10 protein-coding genes are annotated in these 21,082 nt (G+C 32.9%); 5 read left to right on the forward strand and 5 right to left on the reverse strand.

Translation table 11 applies throughout. The features are described from left to right. Positions 1–5: 5 nt before the first annotated feature. From Z054_RS0111845 to Z054_RS0111855, 3 genes are read right to left on the reverse strand one after another with little or no spacing between them, the layout of a single operon-like run. Positions 6–728 (reverse strand): hypothetical protein, encoded by a 723-nt coding sequence (locus Z054_RS0111845; protein WP_024770282.1) that lies wholly within the window; start codon positions 726–728, stop codon positions 6–8. 56 nt (positions 729–784) lie between these two features. Continuing rightward, on the reverse strand, positions 785–6,844 hold the full coding sequence (locus Z054_RS30175; protein ID WP_084050298.1) for a leucine-rich repeat domain-containing protein: 6,060 nt from the start codon (positions 6,842–6,844) through the stop codon (positions 785–787). A 49-nt stretch (positions 6,845–6,893) separates the two neighbouring features. After that, the gene (locus Z054_RS0111855; RefSeq protein ID WP_024770284.1) at positions 6,894–13,034 is read right to left on the reverse strand and encodes a hypothetical protein; all 6,141 of its coding nucleotides are present in this window, start codon (positions 13,032–13,034) and stop codon (positions 6,894–6,896) included. A 534-nt stretch (positions 13,035–13,568) separates the two neighbouring features. On the opposite strand from Z054_RS0111855, the gene Z054_RS0111860 reads away from it, so the two are divergent. The 5 genes from Z054_RS0111860 (at position 13,569) to Z054_RS31005 (ending at position 19,269) form a co-directional block, all read left to right on the forward strand. Continuing rightward, positions 13,569–15,275 carry a helix-turn-helix domain-containing protein gene (locus tag Z054_RS0111860; protein WP_024770285.1) on the forward strand — a complete coding sequence of 569 codons (1,707 nt, stop codon included), beginning with the start codon at positions 13,569–13,571 and terminating at the stop codon, positions 15,273–15,275. A gap of 209 nt (positions 15,276–15,484) precedes the next feature. Next, positions 15,485–16,606 (forward strand): site-specific integrase, encoded by a 1,122-nt coding sequence (locus tag Z054_RS0111865; RefSeq protein WP_024770286.1) that lies wholly within the window; start codon positions 15,485–15,487, stop codon positions 16,604–16,606. A 123-nt stretch (positions 16,607–16,729) separates the two neighbouring features. Further along, positions 16,730–17,680 carry a hypothetical protein gene (locus tag Z054_RS0111870; RefSeq protein WP_152538532.1) on the forward strand — a complete coding sequence of 317 codons (951 nt, stop codon included), beginning with the start codon at positions 16,730–16,732 and terminating at the stop codon, positions 17,678–17,680. 267 nt (positions 17,681–17,947) lie between these two features. Then, entirely contained in the window at positions 17,948–18,295 is a 348-nt protein-coding gene (locus tag Z054_RS0111875) for a helix-turn-helix domain-containing protein (protein WP_024770288.1), read from the forward strand. Between the two features lie 275 nt (positions 18,296–18,570). Further along, positions 18,571–19,269, forward strand: coding sequence for a hypothetical protein (locus Z054_RS31005; RefSeq protein ID WP_024770289.1), 699 nt, complete (start codon positions 18,571–18,573; stop codon positions 19,267–19,269). Here Z054_RS31005 and Z054_RS28385 read toward each other — a convergent pair. Together Z054_RS28385 and Z054_RS0111890 are read right to left on the reverse strand one after the other, a co-directional pair. Next, a complete protein-coding gene (locus Z054_RS28385) occupies positions 19,187–19,702 on the reverse strand; it encodes a LytR/AlgR family response regulator transcription factor (RefSeq protein WP_051473728.1) in 516 nt (171 codons plus the stop codon). The genes Z054_RS31005 and Z054_RS28385 overlap by 83 nt on opposite strands. Before the next feature lie 82 nt (positions 19,703–19,784). Then, positions 19,785–21,053 (reverse strand): hypothetical protein, encoded by a 1,269-nt coding sequence (locus tag Z054_RS0111890; RefSeq protein ID WP_024770291.1) that lies wholly within the window; start codon positions 21,051–21,053, stop codon positions 19,785–19,787. Positions 21,054–21,082 lie beyond the last annotated feature (29 nt).

Below are 21,082 nucleotides of genomic sequence, written 5' to 3' on the forward strand. Positions count from 1 at the left end.
AAGTCTTATGGATTAGTTTGATCGATTAATGTGTAAGTACTATAGATATCGGTAAGCATGAGTTGGTTTCCTTGTCGAATTACATAATCCGAAAGCTTTTTTTGCCTTATGGATTTTGTGTCTGTATTATCTTCTAATTCGATCTCTACCCTTGCTGTATCATATTCTTCTTTCCCTTCATTTGTAATAAAAGGCATTTTCTGAGCGAAGTATAACTCTTGTTTTAATAGAGTGTTCTTTTCTTTAAGTATATGTAAAATTACTTTTTGAAATGGTATCTGTAATTGACGACTTTTTACATTCATTTCAATAATATCTATTCCTTGTCTATTTACTAGAGAAACTGGTTTATAAAACTGTAATATCTTAGATATATCTGTAGGGTTCTCTATTTTTCCTGATTGTTTTACATAGTATATATTTTTGGACTTATGGTCTATTCTTAATTGTCCTTCTGGAAACTGTAAGGCTTCCATATCCAAAGCTTTCATTATAAAAGTGTTCCCCTTCTTATATAGTGTTCCATTATATTTTTCGGTAACCTTACTTCCTGTATATCCTCTATACATAGTGTAAGTCATCTTTATATCATAACCTGATTCCTTAGTATAAGCTCTCTGAAGTTTTTCTAAAACAGCAATAGCTTCTTGTGTTTGTGCCTTACCGTTATTAGTTCCTGCTATTAGCACTAAAGCTATAATGATCCCATATCGGACTATAATCGCCATATTCTTAATCTTTTGATTTTTTGTATACTGTTCTTTATTTACTAGGTAATCCCAATCTATTTGGTTGCTTTGGTATTTCCGGATCGGCTTTCTTGAATAGTGAATACTCCTCTTTCTGTTTCCTTTTTAATTCTAACCAAACCTCCTTCTGCATCGTATTCATAGAAAGTTGCAAAATTATTTTCGTCCAACTCAGACATCAACCGTTGTGTTGCTGGATCATACACAAAGGTTTTCATATTACCATCATAAGGATGAAAACGAATATCATCAAAATATACATTGACCTCTGAGGATGTATTTTCTAGAGATAATGTCATCTGGTGAGCATCTACAGGTATGGTAAAAGATCCTGATACTTGTTGCCATCCTTCGATTACCAGACCTTGAGGTTTAAATTGTAAGCCATGGGTATCCATAACCCCCTCATCTGCATCTTTGTATGTGATTTTTACTAAAGTATTGAGGTAAGTGATTGGCTGATATCCTGATATTTCTTCATCTTGATAAAAGGTGACTTCTGGGTTTATTCCAGATTCCTTAGAATCGCTATCTTTTACATTAGTTAATGTTACGGTGTCTGATCCTGCATTTAACATACTAAAATTTGAAATCATATAGAACTGCCCGTTTTCTACTCTTACATCGGTAAAAGTAAGCGTCATATTATCTTTATTATCTCTAATTGGATATCGATAAGTTAACGTAGGGCTAGTTCCATTTCCTGAATCTTTTCTTCTAACTTTAGGTGACAGATAAGTAAATGTGCTAGTACGGTTTTTATTTAAGGCAAAAGAAAATCCAATGGTATGTCCATAAGTATCGTTTTCTAATGTTAACCCATATACAGTAAGTTTTCTTTCCTCTATTTGTGTATCGTTTACATAGGCTAGTAGTGGGTCAAAATCCAGATTTTGAGTTGCACTTTGTGGAATATATATTTCTGGTATATAATATATATCTGGATCGGTATCTATAATTCTATTTTTTAAATGATTTAATAATTCTACAAACATCTTGCTTTCTTTACTATCATTAAATAGTCTGACATCTGGATTTACTCGATTTATGCCTTGTTCTCTAACCCATCCATTAACCACATAACGATCTCCTGCTTTGGGCTTAAATTTCTCACACCCAAACAGCTCAGGGGTTTCTTCTTCTAAAATTCGTACTTGTACTCCTTGTCGTATCCCGGGGCAATCATTTTCTGACCTCTGCTCTGCATAGTATACTTGCCCATCTATCAATTCTTCTGAATCTGCATATACAGTTCCTCCAATTTTACGATCATACCATCGAATTTCATATCCAATTGCTAATAAATCTGCAATCGTATGAGATTTATTATTATAAAAAGTTTGTAGAGTTTCTGGGACAAAAGGAGGAGAAACGATAACTACGTTAACAGCAATCTCTTTTCTGAATTCACTTATATCTCCATAGATATCGACCTGAGAAGCATAATATGTGACCCCGTTCTCTACTTGAATTGTTGCGGATAATTCGCTACCGTTTTCTTGCTGATCATACCATTTGATAGTAGATCCTTCTATTATTTTTAATTTTTGTTCCAGTTCGGCTAAAGTGGTTCCTTCACATACCACTTGATAGCCATCTCCTTCTGGAGGGAGAGTTCCTATAGAAACAATTACGGGTGCTCTACAAGGAGTTCCTGATCCCTCAGCAAAATATGTTTTTTCATTTTCTAATATTGTATCTGTGCTAAGTGGTGTTCCTCCTACTGGTACGGTATACCATTGTACATTATCGCCTTCTACCTTTAAATCACCTATTGTTGCTTGCATACCTTTTGAGAAGCTTTGAAACTCTTCTACTACTGGTACATTATCACTAATCTTAACAATTAATGGGGTTCTCGTGTTTACAGCATCACTAGTATCATCCCACCAATATGTTATCCCTGCTGGCTTTTCTGCTTCGGTAGTTATAAATTCTTCTTTTTTAATAGCAGTACCTCCTGTTTCTGTAAGATACCATACAATATGTTCTCCTTGTGGAACCAGATATTCTACCAGAGGATACTCTTCTGATACCCCACTTAAACAAAAGTTTGTATCTACAGGACAGTCTACACAATCTTTGGGAGTACAATTCAGTAAAAACCCTGTAGTTGACATCACTTTTAATGAACCATCCGTACCTAAGTATGTGATTGCATTATGAACATTAGTTATATCAATACTAGAGAACGATGCAATACTAAGATCACTAAGTCCCGGAGCAGACCTAAATACTTCAAAAATACTAACCCCATTTAATTGTAATGCATAACCAAGTGAAGCACTTATATTTTTCCATACTAAGGTATCCTGATTGTTAATATTGAAAACCTCATCTACGCAAGTTTCAAAAAATGCAGGGTTATCTGTAAGGGTATACTCAACTTGCGGAAAGGAGATAATATCATTTTCTTTTAAGAAATTCAATGCCTGAATCACTGCTTCTTCACAAGTTATACTACTACAATTGTTCTGATTTTTTATCGTAATCGTAATCGGGTGTCGTTCTAAAGTTAGATCTGTAATTACTGAGTTCGTAGCCAAAAAGTGGTATATTCCTTGATCTGCAGCAGTTGCACTAGAAATTACATACTCTTTACTAGTTGCATCTGGTATAGCTGTGGTTACCCCATTTATCGTTTTATACCATTGATACCTATTATTTGTACTTGTTAATGCGGTGGTACTTAAAGTGATGGATTGCCCTGTAATAACACTTTTGGTTTCGGGTTGATCTACTTTGGCTTGGGGGGAATACAAATATGATTCTATCTTTTTATAGGTTAAGTGTTCTTTTTCAAAATCAGAAAAAACAAATTGATTATTAGCTATAGCTAGATTTCTTAATTTTATCAAACCACTAAACTCCGCAGGTATTACTCCTGATAATTGATTAGAATTTAAGCTTAAATGTTCTAAATTTGATAAATTACTCAACTCCTTAGGAATACTACCATTTAACATATTATGCTCTAGAACAAGTTGTTTTAGGTTCTTCAAATAACTCAACTCTTTAGGAATATAACCTCTTAATTGATTATTCGATAAATGAAGTACTATTAAGTTTTGTAAATTCGTTAATTCTATAGGGATATTTCCATTTAATTGATTATATTTAAGTTGTATATGTGTTAAACTTGATAATTTACCTAACTCACCAGGAATCGATCCTGTTAGTTTATTTTTATTTAAATTAAAATAATTTAGCTTCGTTAAGTTCTGTAATGATTTTGGAATTAAACCTTTTAACTCGTTATTCTCTAGCTTTAATCTTATTACATTACCATTAGCAACTGTAACTCCATACCAATCACAAACTGGAGTATTGGCGTCCCAAGGCTTATTATTAACTATCGTATTTTTCCAGTTAGCACCATTTGTTGCATTATACAAATCTAACAATGCTTGTTTTTCTGCCGCAGAGACCCCACATGTGTCCTCGGTAGTTATGGTAAGAGTAATCGGACGACGTTCTAAAGCAAGCCCATTTACTACTGTGTTAGTTGCCCTAAAGTGGTATACTCCTGCATCGGTATCGGCAGCATTAGAAATGATGAAATCTTTGCTTGTAGCCCCCGTTATTGCAACCCCATCTTTATACCATTGGTAACTATTATTTGTACTTGTTAATGCGGTAGTAGTTAAAGTGATGGATTGCCCTGTATTAATACTTTTTGTTTCAGGTTGGTCGACTTTGGCTTGAGGCGAGTATCTGTATTTGTTTTGGGCCTTAGCTTTATAGGATGAGTGATCTTCTTCTATATCAGAAAACACAAATTCATTATAGTGTATAGATAAATACTCAAGTGCTAACGAATTAATAATAGGAAGTTTTCCTTTGAAATGATTATTATTTATAATTAGCCTTTCTAGATTTGAGAGTTCTGAAATTCCTGAAGGAATACTTCCTTCAAAGTTATTTCTATCCAAAAAAACTTTCTCCAAAAGTTGAAGGCTAAATAATTCTGATGGGATTACACCAGATAATTCGTTATTAGATAAAGCTAAATAAGTTAGCTTTATTAACCCTTTATATTCAACAGGAATTGTTCCTGTGAGTTTGTTATTGGATAAAGAAAGATGTCGCAGATTAGAAAGTCTTCCTATTTCTGGGGGTAGTCCTCCAGTTAGCTGATTTCCATCTAAAAATAATTCCCATAATTCATCAATCTGTGCCAATTCTCTTGGGATAGCTCCTGTTAATTGATTAGAACGAATTAACATAGAACTCATTTTTGTTAAATTACCTAGTTCTACAGGAAGTGTACCTGTTAGATTGTTTTGATTTAATGTTAATCGAGTTAGGTTCGTCAAATTACCTATTTCTTTAGGGATACTACCAGATAGTTTGGGGTTGCCATATATTGCAAGTTGTTTCAGATTTATCAATTTACCTATAGATATCGGTATTTCACCTGATAAATTCTCATTACCAGAAATTGTAAGGTTTTGCAGATAAGATATTCCCTCAATCTCTGAAGGGATATGGCCTGCCAAGTTATTATTCGAAAGTCTAACTGTAACCACTTTTCCATTCGATACAGTTACCCCATACCAATCACATACTGGAGTGCTAAGATTCCAGGTCTTATTATTCTCTATTGAATTTTTCCAATTTGGGCCATCTGTAGCAGTATATAATGCCCATAACGCTTGTTTCTCATTTTCAGATACTCCGCAATCATTTCCTGTAACAGTAAGAGTAATAGGGTGGCGCTCCAGAGTAAGCTTATCTATCACTGAATTGGTTGCTCTAAAATGATATACTCCGGTATCTGCTGCTGTAGTATTAGTAATTATCAGGTTTTTATTAGTTGCTCCAGTTATTGCTACTCCATCTTTATACCATTGATAGCTGTTATTGGGGCTGGTCAATGAAGTAGTACTTAAAGTAATGGATTGCCCTGTAATAACATTTTTTGTTTCTACCTGATCTACTTTGGCTTGTTGTAAATAAAGATAATATGCTTTCATTTCATAGACACCATGTTCTTTTTCAAAATCTGAAAAAACAAAATTATTTGATGAAAAAGTAAGATCATCTAGTGTTTTTATACTTGCGATTTCTTTAGGAATAGATCCTGTTAATTTATTACTATACAAATACAATCCTACTAAAGAAGTTAAATTACCTATTTCTTTAGGGATAGATCCAGTTAATTCATTAATAGGCAAATGCAAGGTTTCTAAAGAAGTTAATTTGCCTATTTCTTTAGGGATAGATCCTGTTAATTTATTATATGACAAACGCAAGAAATCTAAAGAAGTTAATTTGCCTATTTCTTTAGGGATAGGTCCTGTTAATTCATTAGCTCCCAAATCCAAGTAATCTAAAGAAGTTAATTTATCTATTTCTTTAGGGATAGATCCAGTTAATTTATTATTATACAAATACAATCCTACTAAAGAAGTTAATTTACCTATTTCTTTAGGAATAGATCCAGTTAATTCATTGAACTGCAAATTCAAAACATTTAAAGAAATTAAATTACCTATTTCTTCAGGAATAGATCCAGTTAAATTATTATCATTCAAATACAAGTAACCTAAAGAAGTTAATTTATCTATTTTTTTAGGGATAGATCCTGTTAATTCATTAGCTCCCAAATTCAAGTAATCTAAAGAAATTAAACTACCTATTTCTTTAGGAATAGCCCCAGTTAATTCATTATGATTCAATCGCAAGGTTTCTAAAGAAGTTAAATTACTTATTTCTTTAGGGATAGACCCTGTTAATTTGTTGTGTGACAATTGCAAGGTTTCTAAAGAAGTTAAATTACCTATTTCTTTAGGGATAGACCTTGTTAATTCATTAGCTGCCAAATTCAAACTATTGACTCTCCCATTACTCACGGTTACCCCAAACCAATCACACACAGGAGTATTAACATCCCAAGGTTTATTATTTTCCTTAGTATTTTTCCAGTTAGGGCCATCTGTTGTATTATATAAATCCCATAAAGCTTGTTTTTCTATTTCGGAAACTTCACAAGAGATTTGATACAGATTGTTTGATGTATCTCCAGAGGTGTGCCCATACATTTTAGTTACAAAAAGAAATAGGAGTATGATATACTTAAATACTGTTTTCATCTATATATTTTTTAATAGTCCTTTTGGATTATTGAGTAGTTTTATACTGTTATAAACTTGATGGAAATAAAGATTTAGCTCCATGCTCTCCCCCACTTCTTAAATTTCTATACCCTACGGGGTCTAATCTAATAACTGGACTATTATATACTGGAGTAATACCATCTTGATTAAATACTCTAAAATCAACAGCAACGCGATTAGGGCTTTTCCAATAACTTTTTCTTTGTGCTCTTACTTCAAACTGAATAAATCCTCGCCCTGTGGGGCCTATAGGTATTGAAAATGTTCTTGTAGCTATCCAGAATTTATCTCCATTTACCGATATCCATGCTCCTCTATTCCCATAACTTTGGGGTATAACCCTGCAAACTACTTCGGTATTTGGAGTTCCTTGAATGGTAAAGGTTGCTTGTTCTCTCCACCCATAAAATTGTCCCGATTTCTTTATATCTGTAATAAGCGGTACTGCATTATCATCGCATGAATCTCCAATCCCATCATTATCATAATCGGTTTGAGAACGATTATAGGTATATGGGCAATTATCTTCATCGTCCTTCCATCCATCATCATCATAGTCGTTATCTGGTACTAGATCCCCTTGTAATTGAGTGGTCATACTGGCTCCATTATTTTTAGGAATCCATAAACTAGTATTTCCAGTATGCGCATGGGTAGTAGAAATAGCTATGCCTTTATCTCCATCGCCTGTCACCTGTTCTTTAAAACTATAGTGCCCGTCATCTGTATTTAGAAAACTATAATCCTCAAAATTATCTGCCCCCATATAGCGATATTTACTATTGGAAGCTACCGCTACTGGTAAAGTAAAATTATATCCATATTGTGCAGATGAGTAGCGATTCAGCGCATCTTTATTTTCTATTTCTACTCCAAAAGGGCTGTATTGCGTTATTTCACTAGCAAAGGTCCAGTTATCCTGAGCCTGCTCATGCGATACCCATTTATTATCTATTAGTGTATAGTAAGGAGTAAAATCTTTAAAATATCCTTCTTTTCTGGTATTTTTTTTGTTTTCTCCTCCTTGCGCTACTCCAATCCTTTCTGTAAGATACGCATAGGATTGTTTTGCTTTCCAATCTCCTTTTACATTATATAAATATGGATTAAACCCATACTCTTCTATATTTAAATCTGCCAACTGGTCTGAATCCGGAGTGGCAAAAGGAATACTTTCTAATCCATTTTCACACTGGCAGTTCCAGAAATCATCATACGCTACAGCGCTACCATTTATAATCTTTAACTGATCTGTTGGACTGCTATCCCCAGGTTGGTAAAAACTCTGATCTGTAATTTGATTTATCCTGTTTCCATTTTTACCTTTTAATGGGTTTTTCATCATCGTTATCGAGCTCATCTTTGCTTGCTGTAGGTTTCTGTATCCCGAACGCACTACTTTGAATTTCACTTTTTCTGGTATGGTTTTAGCACTTTTGTTAACTACTAACCCTTTATCATCCATTAGTAATACTGCTGTTTGGGTATCGTTAAAACCTACCACCCACAATCGTTCTTCTGTATCTTTACCGTAAGATGCTAAAATTTCATCTCCCAACGTAAAGTGTTTTTTCACATTAGGTAATGTAAAATAATCTCCAGATGGAGTTAACACTCCTTTATTTCCCAAATTTTTGGTGGCTTGCCCCATTCTATCATGACTCCAATACGCAGGGAAATCAAAATTGTAATAACTATCATCAAACTCATTTACTGTTTTGGTCAGCAACACTTCTCCTGTTTCTGCATCCCAGGCTTCATTAGTTGTCGAAACTTTAGAACCTAAATCGGTTGCAATCTTTTCTTTTAGAATTCCTGTTTGATGCACTACTTTAGTCGTTATAGCACTATGTGCTATATTTTCATGTTCATTATAAGTAGGGAAAACAGTAAAAACATAAAGTACAAATATGGGAATGAAAATAGCAACTCCATTTACATTTACTCCTGCAGATTTAGAATTTGAATAACTCTCTCTGAAATCATTAATAACATCATAATCTATCCCAATCTGTTGATTATTTTGTATAGTCCCATCTTTATAAATTATAGGAACGGTATTATTTAATTTACTGTCGTCTAATGCATCTGTGTGATATTTATATATTACAGAAGATATAGGTTTATCCATACCTTCCTGATATACATATTGCCCCTTTTGTTTACCGTCCATATCATTGGTATGTACTGCATACCCTTGGGTCATCGTAAATTCATTTTTAACAATTATTGGCGCTCCAAAAAGTCCCCCTATCAATTGTTTTAATATATTATTCTGATTACTAGGGAATCGTTTATCCATATCGGTATAATCTACCTTGGTAGGAAAATCTCTGGAGGTGTAATGTTCTGTAACTACCTTACCTGTAGCATGTCTAGTTATATCTTTATGTTTTAAGTTTTTTACAGTTACTCTAGCATAAGTTACTTTTGCATGAGGAAAAAATGCTTTCCCAAAAGGTTTTTCTACATAGCTAACTTCACGAGGTGCTATCAATCGTTTTCCTTGGTCATAAAATGGCTGTACAAAAGGATTTTCTGCACTATCATTAGGTTCAAAAGTTGCAACCCCACTAGTAGTTCCATCTTCTAAGGTATAGTCATAGGTTTGACCATAGGTTTGGGATTCATTTCCACCCATTTTATCCCATTGGTCGGTCATAACTAGTTGTTTCACTCTTACTCCTCCTCCTAATTTTCTTTTATTTGGTACAGATAATCGAATCCAAGATTTTTGAGGGACAAAACGTTGAGCACATAAATGAGAATTACTTCTTAATTTTCCGTTAGGGCCTGAAAATATTTGTCCAATAGCACCAATACTAGAAATTAGTTTTTTAGCAATACTCCCTGCACTTTCTTGTGCCCCATAATCTGCTCCAAGTTCATCATAGACTACGCGGTTTAAATATTTTCGACCAAAATACCATCCTGCTTTAGAAATTGGGTTAACTTTCATTCCGCCATCTACTCCTCCTTCCATCTCACTATGTTTCATGGGGATTGAAGCATATATTTTTCCATTAGCTGCTTTAAACACCTTTGGCTCTCCTTCTCTTTCAAGATAACCTGTTACATAATCAAAATCTGTTTGACTAGCCCCTATGGCACCTGCCTTAGTCATATTTACCAAAAACCTAAAGTATATTGGCTTTTGTTCCTGCCCCTTTAGATATTTTGATCTAAAATCTACATTAACATCATTTTCATTGGGTAATTCTACATATAAATATTTGGCTTCTCCTATAGCTCCTTTATACAAAATTTGATTGGCTTTAGGATTTGATGTTGTTGAATTATCTTTATTACCTACCCCCACTACTTTAAACATCTGCATAGGATCTTTATCCTGTACATATTGATAATCATCACTTTCATAACTTAATGACAAAGTTCCTCCAGATGGTAAACCAATATCGGTCAATGACCAAGCTGCGGTGTATTGATCTTGTAGTGCCTTATCGGTTTGATTTACAAAAGGAAATTCTGGTGCGGTTAGCGTAGTATCTGTTGGGGTACAACTCCCTTTATTAGGTTTATAATTACCCCAAACATCATATGATTTAAGGTTATAATCGGGGTTGGCTTCATTATATTCAAAAGTATAAGGAGTGTATTTTCCCATTTTAGACCCTCTATATGTAAAATACACTTTTTTAAGGGTTAGTTTTCCTTTATTTTTTTTCTCTCCTTTCTCATCAAAATAATCTAATTCATTATCATCGAGAGTACCTTCAAAATTATTTTCAACTTTCTGGCATTGAGAGTAATCATACACAAAATGCGCAGTTTTTATAGGAGTTAATTGTTGTATTGTTGGATCATTTGAATCGTCATCATCTTCTAAATCTTTCTTATATTTTTCGTATTCAGGTTTAGCATATAATCTAATTTGATCAATTTTGTACATATACTGTCCTGCAACTGGTTCTCCTCCATTATGATCTTTTACTCCTCTGGCATCCTTACGTTTGGATAAATCAAAAACTGCTACATGAGTTTTGGTTGTGATTTTACGAATGTATTTGATTTCCTTCTCGCCATAGATATAACTTCCTTTTTGATCTAATCTATGCGAATTGAGTCCTGCATTATAAGAAGCTTCTTTATGACCATAAGGAATTCTCCATCGATAAGGATCTTTTTCTTTTGCCTCATACTCAAACAAGGTATAACTTCCTAAATCGTCCTCTGTAGGACCATCTCCTGATCTATCTTCATAATCTGCAGATAAAACCGAAGACAATAAATAGGTATGCGCATACGCTGGGGTTTCTACCTTATCATAAAAATGATCTATCCCACTGGTATTGTTAACCGTATTTTCGTTAGTGTTATTAGTATTATATTTAACAATTCCCTTTACACAATCATATTGAGTAGAATTGGTAGCAAAAGTTACTTCTTGCTTTTTAATATTGTAAGCCGTTTCTCCAAAAACATACGTAGCTCCATCAGGTTTTAGTACTCGAAGTTGTGCTGTATGATGATCTTTTGCATATGTACTAATCCGATCTTTATAGTAGGAGTCTTTATAGAGAGCTTTAACTTCTTTTTTTGTTAATTTTTGAACAGCTTGATTACGAACATCTCTTTTTGTTCTTTTAAAATTGTTTTGGAAACCTAATTCTTTATCATATTTTGGTTTTTGAGATACTGGATCATAGGTTTTTATTCTAAATTTAGTATCTGCATAGCTATTAAATCCACCTCCACCAATTTTTAAAGCAATTGGTGAATCTGCTCCTAAACGTTCTTTATAGAATTCTGCTTCCTGATCTACTTTAGAAGTTCCTACATATTTAAAATATACGGGTTCGTTATCTACTGCTTGATTTGGAGCATTTTCGTTTTCATTTTTTAAATATTTTGAAGCATTAGTTTTCCATACACCTGTATGACTTTTAGAGGGTGAGATTACATAATTACCTCCTAAATGAAACCCTGTACCTGCTTCTATTTCACCACCTAAACTAAACCCTAAACTCTCATCTTTAACATATTCGTCATAAATTTGACCAATCTGTGTTCTGTGCGGACGAAACATACCCCCTATTCCTTGTGCATTAACGCTATACAGATCATACGTATAGTTGGTATATGGTAATGCTAGTAAACTCTTACTAATTTCCCGATCATTTTCTCTATTATAATCTAATACATCATGAGAACTTGCTTGTCCTGTATGTTCATATCCATATGCTTTTTCTACTTTTTGCTTATCTTTTATTTTTTGAACTGAAGCGGAAGCATTTAACTCGACTTCTCCATCCAACCCCCATGCATCTACTCCTACAGAAACCGAAAAATTAACATTATAATCCTGAAAAGCGGTTCGTTTTCTGGGAGTTACAGTTATATCAGAAAAAGAAAGACTTCCTGATGTCCCTCCATATGCTTTATCAAATTTAAGTGCTCTCTTATCTTCTTGATGTCCGTAGGACGCTCCTAAGTTAAATGATGACAATCCTTTATTAGAATTAAAAGATATTCCTGCATTCAATTTCCCATATAAAGCCTGTCCATCTACATATCCTACACCTTTTTTAGCACTTATATTTGGTGAAATCGTTGCCCCATCTAAGACAGAGGTTTGTACATTCATCCCCACGCTTACATTATCTGATACTGCAAAAGATAATCCATAAGAAGGTTTGAAAGTAATCCCATGATAATTACTATACTGGATACCTAATCCTAGTGAAGCATTTACATAATCCCCTGTTTCTAATCCGAACACTTGTGGTTCTACGCCAACATTAAGCCCTACGGTTACATGTTTTTTTAGATTTTTTTCATAATGCAGTGTATCTCCTTTAAAGTCATCAGGAATTCCTCGTACCTGCCTTTTAATTTGTCCTACATTAAGATTCCATCCCAAACCTACCCAACTGGCTTCTTGATCCATCATTACTCCTGAATCATAAGCAAGATTTAAAGGGTAACCTCCTACATCCATAATTGGGATATTATAGTTAAAATCTCCGCTGGTTAAATCTACCATATCTGATGTACCAATAGGAGTAAAAGAATTAAACTCTGGCTGTGAAGGACCACTGGTTAAAGCATATAGAAACGTAGGCTGAATTATAGTAACTACAAGTTGTATTGCCAAATAAGTTGCCAGAATTTTTGATGTTTTGCTTTCTCTAATTTTTTGAATCATAATGGTTCTTATAAAATCTTATAAACCTTAAATATTTATTCGTTCTTATTTTTTTGGAAAACACTATACTATCCAACCACAATACCTTATAAAATATATTATATAAAGAAGTGCTTGTAACTTCGTTTCTCGATAAACTAAAGGATTCTTACTCTTTTTCCAAAAGCGAATATACTTTGGTATATATGGTATTAAAATCGCAAGTAGTTAAGATTTATAAATATTACCCTATATATTACTAAATCTCAACTTATAAACTCAGCTTCCTGTTACTATCAGAACCCTTTGTTACACAAAGAGTTTAAGAATCAAACATTAAAACAAACCACAAAATCATGAAGTCATTTCTTAAAAAAAAAGCATGGCATGTCTATTTATGAATAAACATCTAAAAAGATGTAAAAATCAAAATATTTATGTGATTTAGAGTTTTATAATTATAAATTATTACCATAAATAAATTATAAAAAACATGAAAATTTCTTGTTGTATTCTTTCCTAATTCTATTAATTTTGTCCTGAATTTTACCTTATATGAAATTACTTTACCTTGTATTCTTTTTGATTTTTTCTGCTTACTCACAAACTCCATCTAAACCATACTCTTTTTGGTTAAATAAAACAAATGATTTTTACAGAATACATAATGACAGTACACTATTTTATGCTAAAAAAATGCAATTGTATGCTGATTCTCCTTGTGATTATCTAAATGGATTGATGTTTGAAGCGAATGCTATTTATTTTAAAAGAGATTGTAGTAAATCTAAAGAGGTATCCTTAAAAATTCTAAAAAAATTAAATACTGAAGATTCTACCTTGTATAAAAGTTGTTTTTTTTATATTAAATCTCATGTGCTTGGGCGTCTTTCTTATATAGAAAAATGTTTAGGAGATTACTCTAAAGCTCTAAAATACATAGAGCAAAATGAAAATTTATGTAAAAAGAATAATTTCTATTCTGAAAAATATAAACTAGCATTACAATATCAAACTGCTTTAATTTATATAGAACTTGAAAAATACGAATCTGCGATTAAATTATTAAGCCCGCTAAAAAATATCTCGACTGTAAATGAAAACAAATTAACTCTTCCTAGTATAAATGTTGCATTAGGAGATTCCTATTTAAAATCTTATGAGAAATTTCTTAAACCAAATTTTCTGGATTCTGCCAAAACATATTATAAAAAACATTATAAATCGGCTATCCAAATAGAACAGCAAACGAATCACACTCAGAAATTATTTGATATAAAAATGGGGGTTATTGCATTACATCAACAAAAATACGAGCATGCATTATCTCTTTTAAGAAAAGCAAAAAAAATAAAACTTACTGAGGAAAAACATTTTACAAATCAAGAAACATATCTTTATCTAGCTAAAGCATTTTATAATCTAAATCGTCAAGACTCTTGTTTGTATTATGGAAACCTATTTCTAGAAAAAAACATATTACATCCAAGAAACAATAATCTACGATTAAAAGGGTATACTATATTGGCCAATTCTTATAATAAAACGAAACAATTAGAAAAAGCTTACAAATACTCTACCTTAGCATTATCTGAAATTAAAAAGTTAGATACTCTTAAAATTAACGGAATCGAACAGTTAAGTTTTATTGCTTTAAAAAAAATAAACAATACCAATCAAGTACTTTTAAACCAGAAGAAAAACAGATGGTTTATTTATAAAATATTTTTCATTCTTTTATCTATTTTTTTACTAGTTGTACTAATTCGCTCTTATATTTTACGAACAAAAACAGATAAAAAATATCAAGCTCTTATTTCTCTTGAAGCAGAAAAAAAAATACCTACTCCGCAATCTACAGAAAATAATAGTGCTCCAAAAATTGCTATTCGAGAAGATATTATTAATAAAATTATTTCGGGTTTAGATGAGCTAGAGTTACAAAAAGCCTTTTTAAACCCTGAATTTAGCTTGAAATATGTAGCAAGTAAACTAGACAGTAACACCTCTTACATATCAAAAATTATTAACTCTCATACAGGAGTTTCTTTTACAGAGCACACCAACAATCTTCGTATTCAATACATTACAAAAAGCCTTACAGAAAATCCAGAATTACGAAAACATTCTTTAGATGCAATTGCAAAAGATTTTGGATATTCTAGTGCTTCTTCTTTCTCAAAAATTTTCAAAAAAACCGTTGGCATGAACCCCTCATATTTCATTAAGAAATTAATTGAAGAAGATGATAAAAATTGCTGATATATCCGAAAATAATTGATTTTCTTTTCCAAAAAATTCAAACATCATAACGAACTATCAAAAAAACATATTAAATCATAATTATCAGTAGTTTACAAAAGTTATTGAATAAAATAAAATTACCAAAATCATCTGTTTTATGTGCTTTTTTGCTTATTATTGTGCTGTAATTGTGCCTTTTGATTCTAAAGGCACAAAAAAAATGCATCATGAATATCTCTTTACGACAAAAAACCCTGAAAGATGGTAGGATAAGTTTGTTCTTAGACTATTATCTTCCAAAAGCCAGGCAAACCAGAAAAAAAGAATCCTTAAAACTATATCTTCATCCCAGTCCCAGAACAAAGATAGAAAAGGAACACAATAAAAAGACACTTATTCTGGCAGAAGGTATCCGTTCTAAACAGTTGTTAAAATTACAACATGATGAGCATGATTTTTCTCATTTGATTAAAGATAAGGAAGTAACTCCTAAAAGAAGTATTGTCGCCTATTTTAAAGAACAAACACAAAAGAGAACTGGTAGCTCGTATGGAATATGGAAAAGTGTATTACAATACATTATAAAATATGTAGGTACTGATCATGTAACCCTTGAAGATATTGATAAGGATTGGGTAGAAGGTTTTAAAAAGTATTTACAGTCAGAAAACACTCCTGATAATCATATCCCTTTATCGGTCAATACGGCTCATATCTACTTTAGTAAATTCAGGACTGTCATACGTCAGGCCTGTAAAGATAAATTGCTGGATCATAATCCTTGTAATGATGTAGCCCATATTGTGCAGGAAGAAACCGAAAGAGAGTTTTTAACCCTGGAAGAATTAAAAACAGTGGTAAAGACAGCATGCCAGTACCCACACTTAAAAAAAGCGTTTATCTTTAGTGCGTTAACAGGTTTACGAAAATCTGATATTCAAAAGATGAGATGGAGCGAGTTACAATATTCTAAGGAGCAAGGGTGGTACTTACGTTTTACTCAACAGAAGACTAAAAAAACAGAGACGCTTCCCATCTCTGAACAGGCAAGGGATTTATTAGGAGAACCTGATGATAAAGAAGCTCTTGTTTTCAAAGGTTTTAAATTTGATACTACCACATCTCTTAAACTTCAGGTATGGATGTTAGCATCCGGAATCACAAAAAAAATTACCTTTCATTGTGCAAGACATACCTTTGCCACTTTACAATTAACCATAGGCACTGATATTTATACGGTATCAAAGTTATTAGGACATAAAATATTAAAGACTACCCAAATTTATGCCCAAATCATTGACCAGAAAAAAGTAGATGCTGTAAATAATATTCCTAACCTTTCCCTATAAATATATATGCAAGAACCACTTTTCACACATTTCCAAATTAATACCCTTGATATATGGGATTTTGAGAGAGATTGTTTTTTTAATCCTGGTATTGAGTTTAAGAACTTTTCTCAACAAAGGATTATGGAAACACTTATTGAAAAAGTAAGGGATATTTCTATTTCAAAAACCAGTCCTTTTACTACTTATGATGGATATTTGGAAGGGAGTAAAGACACAAAACACTATTATGAGAGTAAAGTAAACCAGCTTAACAGGGCTTGTGATTTTTCGGATTACATTGGTTTGGAATTTTTTTTTAGTCGTAATGATGGATATTCCTATCGGGTAAATTATGAAATTTTGTCTAAAGAGGAAGATTTTGCCTATTGGTTTTCATTAAAACTTAGACAATATGAATTAGGGGTTCGGTATATTCCTGAATTTTTAAAACATCACCTATCGTATTCTTTTGACGATTATGAAATTTCATATATAGATTTTCTTAATGTACAAGTCCTTCGGCAATATCACAATATTTTCTTCTCCGATAGGGTCAGTGATACCGTTAAGGAGTATGTAGACACACTGTTTGTCTCATTAAAAAATCAAATTGCAAAGGATGAACCTGAAGTGAAAAATGAAAAGAGTATTGGAAAACGCCCAAAATCCAGAGAGGAATTCAATTCCTATCGTCTAATGATTCTTCAAAAAGAGCCTGCTTATTTGAATAGTCATAGTACTGACTTCTATGATGTTTTTCATTTACTGATAAAACATGATTTTATTAAAGCTGACCCCGATTTTGATTTTGAAAGGTTTAAAAAGATATTCTCTGGTCGAGGGGTTTCCAAATCTAAAAGAATCATCTGGTCAGAAAACAATATCTATCTGAAACTTTTTGTACGTTATTTGTTACAAACCAAAAAAATAGAACCTATGGGCAATGAGAACTGGAGAACTACAGTGAAATGTTTTTTGGATAAAAACGGAAATGAATTTAAAACTACTCAACTTCAATATGCTAATGGAGGCAAAGATGAAAAGGTAAAATTATTATATAGTATCGTTGACCAATTAGAAGACGTATTGTAACTTCTCTCTTTTTTGTTTTCTCCTAGTTTACAAACAGTAAACACACTCTATTCTCTACACTCTACGATTTTTTTTGCATAATGTATCCATACAACACCCTAGGAGCTACAAGCTGTATCAAAAAATACGGGTTGTAAACACGCTCTATTCTCTACGCTCTACGATTTATCTGAAAAGCACTTTGAAATCCTTTGTTATTTAGTGCCAGATATCTAAAGAAACACAGGCATTACGTAATGCTCATTTTTAATTAAAAAAATATATCACATGAGCGATTTATCAAAACCATTGTACTCCTTAACTGTTGGAGAGTATAAAGAATTACAGCAGCAGCTATTACAAGAGCACTCTGATCAGTTTCTAAAAAATGGTAACAATGAACCTTCACTTTTAGAAAAAGAAGAACAGGACATTATCTTTATGGAAGAAGTTTGCAGGCTTACCGGATATACCAAACCTACTGTATACTCCAAGATCAGCAGATACCAGATTCCTGTACTCTCCAGAGGGAAACCCCTCACCTTCTCTAAAAAAGCAATTATAGAATGGATACATCAGGGCAAACCCCATGTTATTGATCAAATGGCAGAGGATTATTTAAAAACAAGGAAATGAAAATGTATCAAAGACAAAGGAGTAATCCGACTGATACCATATCGTTGGAGAGTCCGAAAATTCTTTGCTTGAAACGGAAGTCCTCAAAGAAATGAAAAGGCTTCGACATTTAAGAGGTAAGCGTGCTATAGGTACACTGATACAAATTTTAAAGCAGTGTCACTATAGTACCCATACTTCTTGCAGCTACACTATCACTATAGTAAAAGTGTGTACCCTATTTTTTTTAATACACCAGAAACAATTGATCGCACAGATCAGTAAAAAAATACGTTATGATCACCAGAAAAACAATACTATCCAAAACCCATTATGGGCTAAAGATTTACAGTTATATCCTCCGGCAGTTTTATCCTGAACAAACCATATTGTATGTAAACGGAAATACATGTAAACCTGTCATTAATCCATTTACACCAGAGCAACGCCATAGTCTGTCTATTGAGATTGTAAACAATCAGGGGGTTTACAAGGATATACATGATAAAGAGTGTAAAGGAACTGTTTTTGATTTTGCCCAATTGTATTTTCAAATGGATACTGAAGATGAATTACTTATCAAAATCAATGATACGCTTCACTTAGGACTGGTAAATAATATCCCTGATTACCAGAGTAACCTTCAACGGATTAATAAAGCTCTGGAAGAGATCCCAGAAACCCAATGGAATCCAAAATTCAGTTATTTTAGTACGAACTTGTATCATCTATATCCTTCTGCAACTGTTGGGATATTAGAAACCTATGCTATGATCACAGCTACCATCAGGGAATACAAAACAAAAACGCTTCGGGGATTCAGTTCAGAGAGGCAACAAAAAGAATATAAGAAGAACTATTTTGATTATGTAACCTTTTCAGGAACTTTTACAAAACGCAATAATAATGCCCTTATCGAGCACTCAGGATTGCTGACTGTGGATATAGATGGGATACATGATACATCCGCCTATTGCCTAATTCGGGAAGTATGATCTGTTTAAACTCTTTTTCTTTTATTGTGTTTAGTAAAACCTGATAGTCTTGGATTTTTTTTTGTTTTTCTATTTTGCTTTGCAATTTTTCTACGGCTGCTATTAACCGCCTTCTATCTATAGGTTTTACCAGGTAATCTATAGCCGATAATTCAAAAGCTTTTATAGCATACTCATCAAAAGCAGTTACAAAAATGATATCAAAATTCATTTCTTCAAAGAAATTTGCGATCTCATATCCTGCATAATTTGGCATCTGAACATCTAAAAAAACGACATCGGGTTGTAATTCTTTAATCTCTTCCACAGCATCTTCAAGACAGGAACATTGCGCAAGAACATCTATATTTAAATCACAACGTTTTATCAAATTTGATAAAACGTTTCTAGCTCTTTGCTCATCATCTACCAGTATTGCTTTAATTGCATTCATGTAACAAAAATAGGTAGTTTAGAATTAGTAATCATAAAGCAGTTTGTGAATCGTAATTTGAGTTTATGAGTCTTATCTGGTTTCAGTTAACATAGGTACATTCTAAAACGTTTTGCCCTGGAACAATCCCTTCTGTAAATACTTTTTGATAACCACCGCCATTGTATTGTTGAGCAAATGTTGCGTAATGAAAACTGCATGTACCGTCCTTACGTTTCATAACAATAACACCAGAAATTCGCCTGCCAAGCTGTACACCGGTTAGCGTATTTCTGTAAATACTCCAGTCGCTACCAGCAAAGTATGCTTTGGAAATAGTTTCTTCCCAACCATATTGATTTGCCCAAGATTTTGCTGCTAGTGTCGCTTGTTTTTCTAATTCTGAGTTACTAAACCCTTTTGCAGGTAAACGTCTGTTTTTTATGGCTTCTGCTTCTTTTGTTGCATATGCCTTTTCTGTGTGTTCCTTTGCCTTTAACGACCAATCTGCCAATTTTGCATCTATTTTATCCTGAGTTTCTTTACTAACCAGTAAATTTCTTATTGCTTTTTGATCTTTATGGAAATAGTTAAAGGTTTCGTACGGACCCCATACTGATTTTCCTAAATCATTTCCCGAACTGTATTTTGCCCATATAACCGAAAGCGGACTTTCTACAAGCATATACTCTCTCCTATTACCTCCAACGTCATAAATATCGACTTCTAAAATCTTGCTCAACTCTGCCATAAAACTATAACGCTCACCATGGCCATTAGGAAAATTAAGACGTATCTCTTTTCCTTTTGTAATGTCTATAGTAACAGAATTAAATGACTCTCCATTGTGTAGTTTTTTTGCTGCTGGATAATAAAGGTTACTTTCACTATCAACAGCTTGTGCACCAACTCCTCCTGTCATAATCTGTTTTGAAAAGTTTATCGCCCAATCTTCTACTTTCTTTTTAGTCATACCAGCAACCTTAGCTTTATCTGCACTAAAAAAATTAACATATAAAAAAGTCTCCCAAATACCTTCTCCTATAGCCACTGCTGGTGATTTAGGAGCTACAGACACATAACTATTTTCATCATAAGGTATCACATAGATGCCCGAGGTGCCATAAATAGATTTCCCCGATGCTTTACTAACTTCTGGATTATAAGTGTAAACAGCCGGCATACATTGTTTACAAGAAGCCATTGCCAATAATTTTACACCATTATTTTCGCCAATTTGTAAAATCTGTTGCTTTTTTCCGTCTCGTGAGGGTTCTAATAAATGAACCATTTGATCTTGCGCAAAGAGCTGATTAAAAAAAGAAAGGTTTAGTACTAAAACTAGTATTTGTAAGTAGTTTTTCATTTTCATAATACGCGGTTTAAATAGGCTATAAAGTA

It is taken from the genome of Aquimarina macrocephali JAMB N27, assembly GCF_000520995.1.
Taxonomy (GTDB): Bacteria; Bacteroidota; Bacteroidia; order Flavobacteriales; family Flavobacteriaceae; genus Aquimarina; species Aquimarina macrocephali.

Excerpts from the sequence above, each read along its gene's own strand:
- Z054_RS0111845 (WP_024770282.1), bottom strand. The coding sequence starts at position 728 with ATGGCGATTATAGTCCGATATGGGATCATTATAGCTTTAGTGCTAATA.
- Z054_RS30175 (WP_084050298.1), bottom strand. The coding sequence starts at position 6,844 with ATGAAAACAGTATTTAAGTATATCATACTCCTATTTCTTTTTGTAACT.
- Z054_RS0111855 (WP_024770284.1), bottom strand. The coding sequence starts at position 13,034 with ATGATTCAAAAAATTAGAGAAAGCAAAACATCAAAAATTCTGGCAACT.
- Z054_RS0111860 (WP_024770285.1), top strand. The coding sequence starts at position 13,569 with ATGAAATTACTTTACCTTGTATTCTTTTTGATTTTTTCTGCTTACTCA.
- Z054_RS0111865 (WP_024770286.1), top strand. The coding sequence starts at position 15,485 with ATGAATATCTCTTTACGACAAAAAACCCTGAAAGATGGTAGGATAAGT.
- Z054_RS0111870 (WP_152538532.1), top strand. The coding sequence starts at position 16,730 with ATGGAAACACTTATTGAAAAAGTAAGGGATATTTCTATTTCAAAAACC.
- Z054_RS0111875 (WP_024770288.1), top strand. The coding sequence starts at position 17,948 with ATGAGCGATTTATCAAAACCATTGTACTCCTTAACTGTTGGAGAGTAT.
- Z054_RS31005 (WP_024770289.1), top strand. The coding sequence starts at position 18,571 with ATGATCACCAGAAAAACAATACTATCCAAAACCCATTATGGGCTAAAG.
- Z054_RS28385 (WP_051473728.1), bottom strand. The coding sequence starts at position 19,702 with ATGAATGCAATTAAAGCAATACTGGTAGATGATGAGCAAAGAGCTAGA.
- Z054_RS0111890 (WP_024770291.1), bottom strand. The coding sequence starts at position 21,053 with ATGAAAATGAAAAACTACTTACAAATACTAGTTTTAGTACTAAACCTT.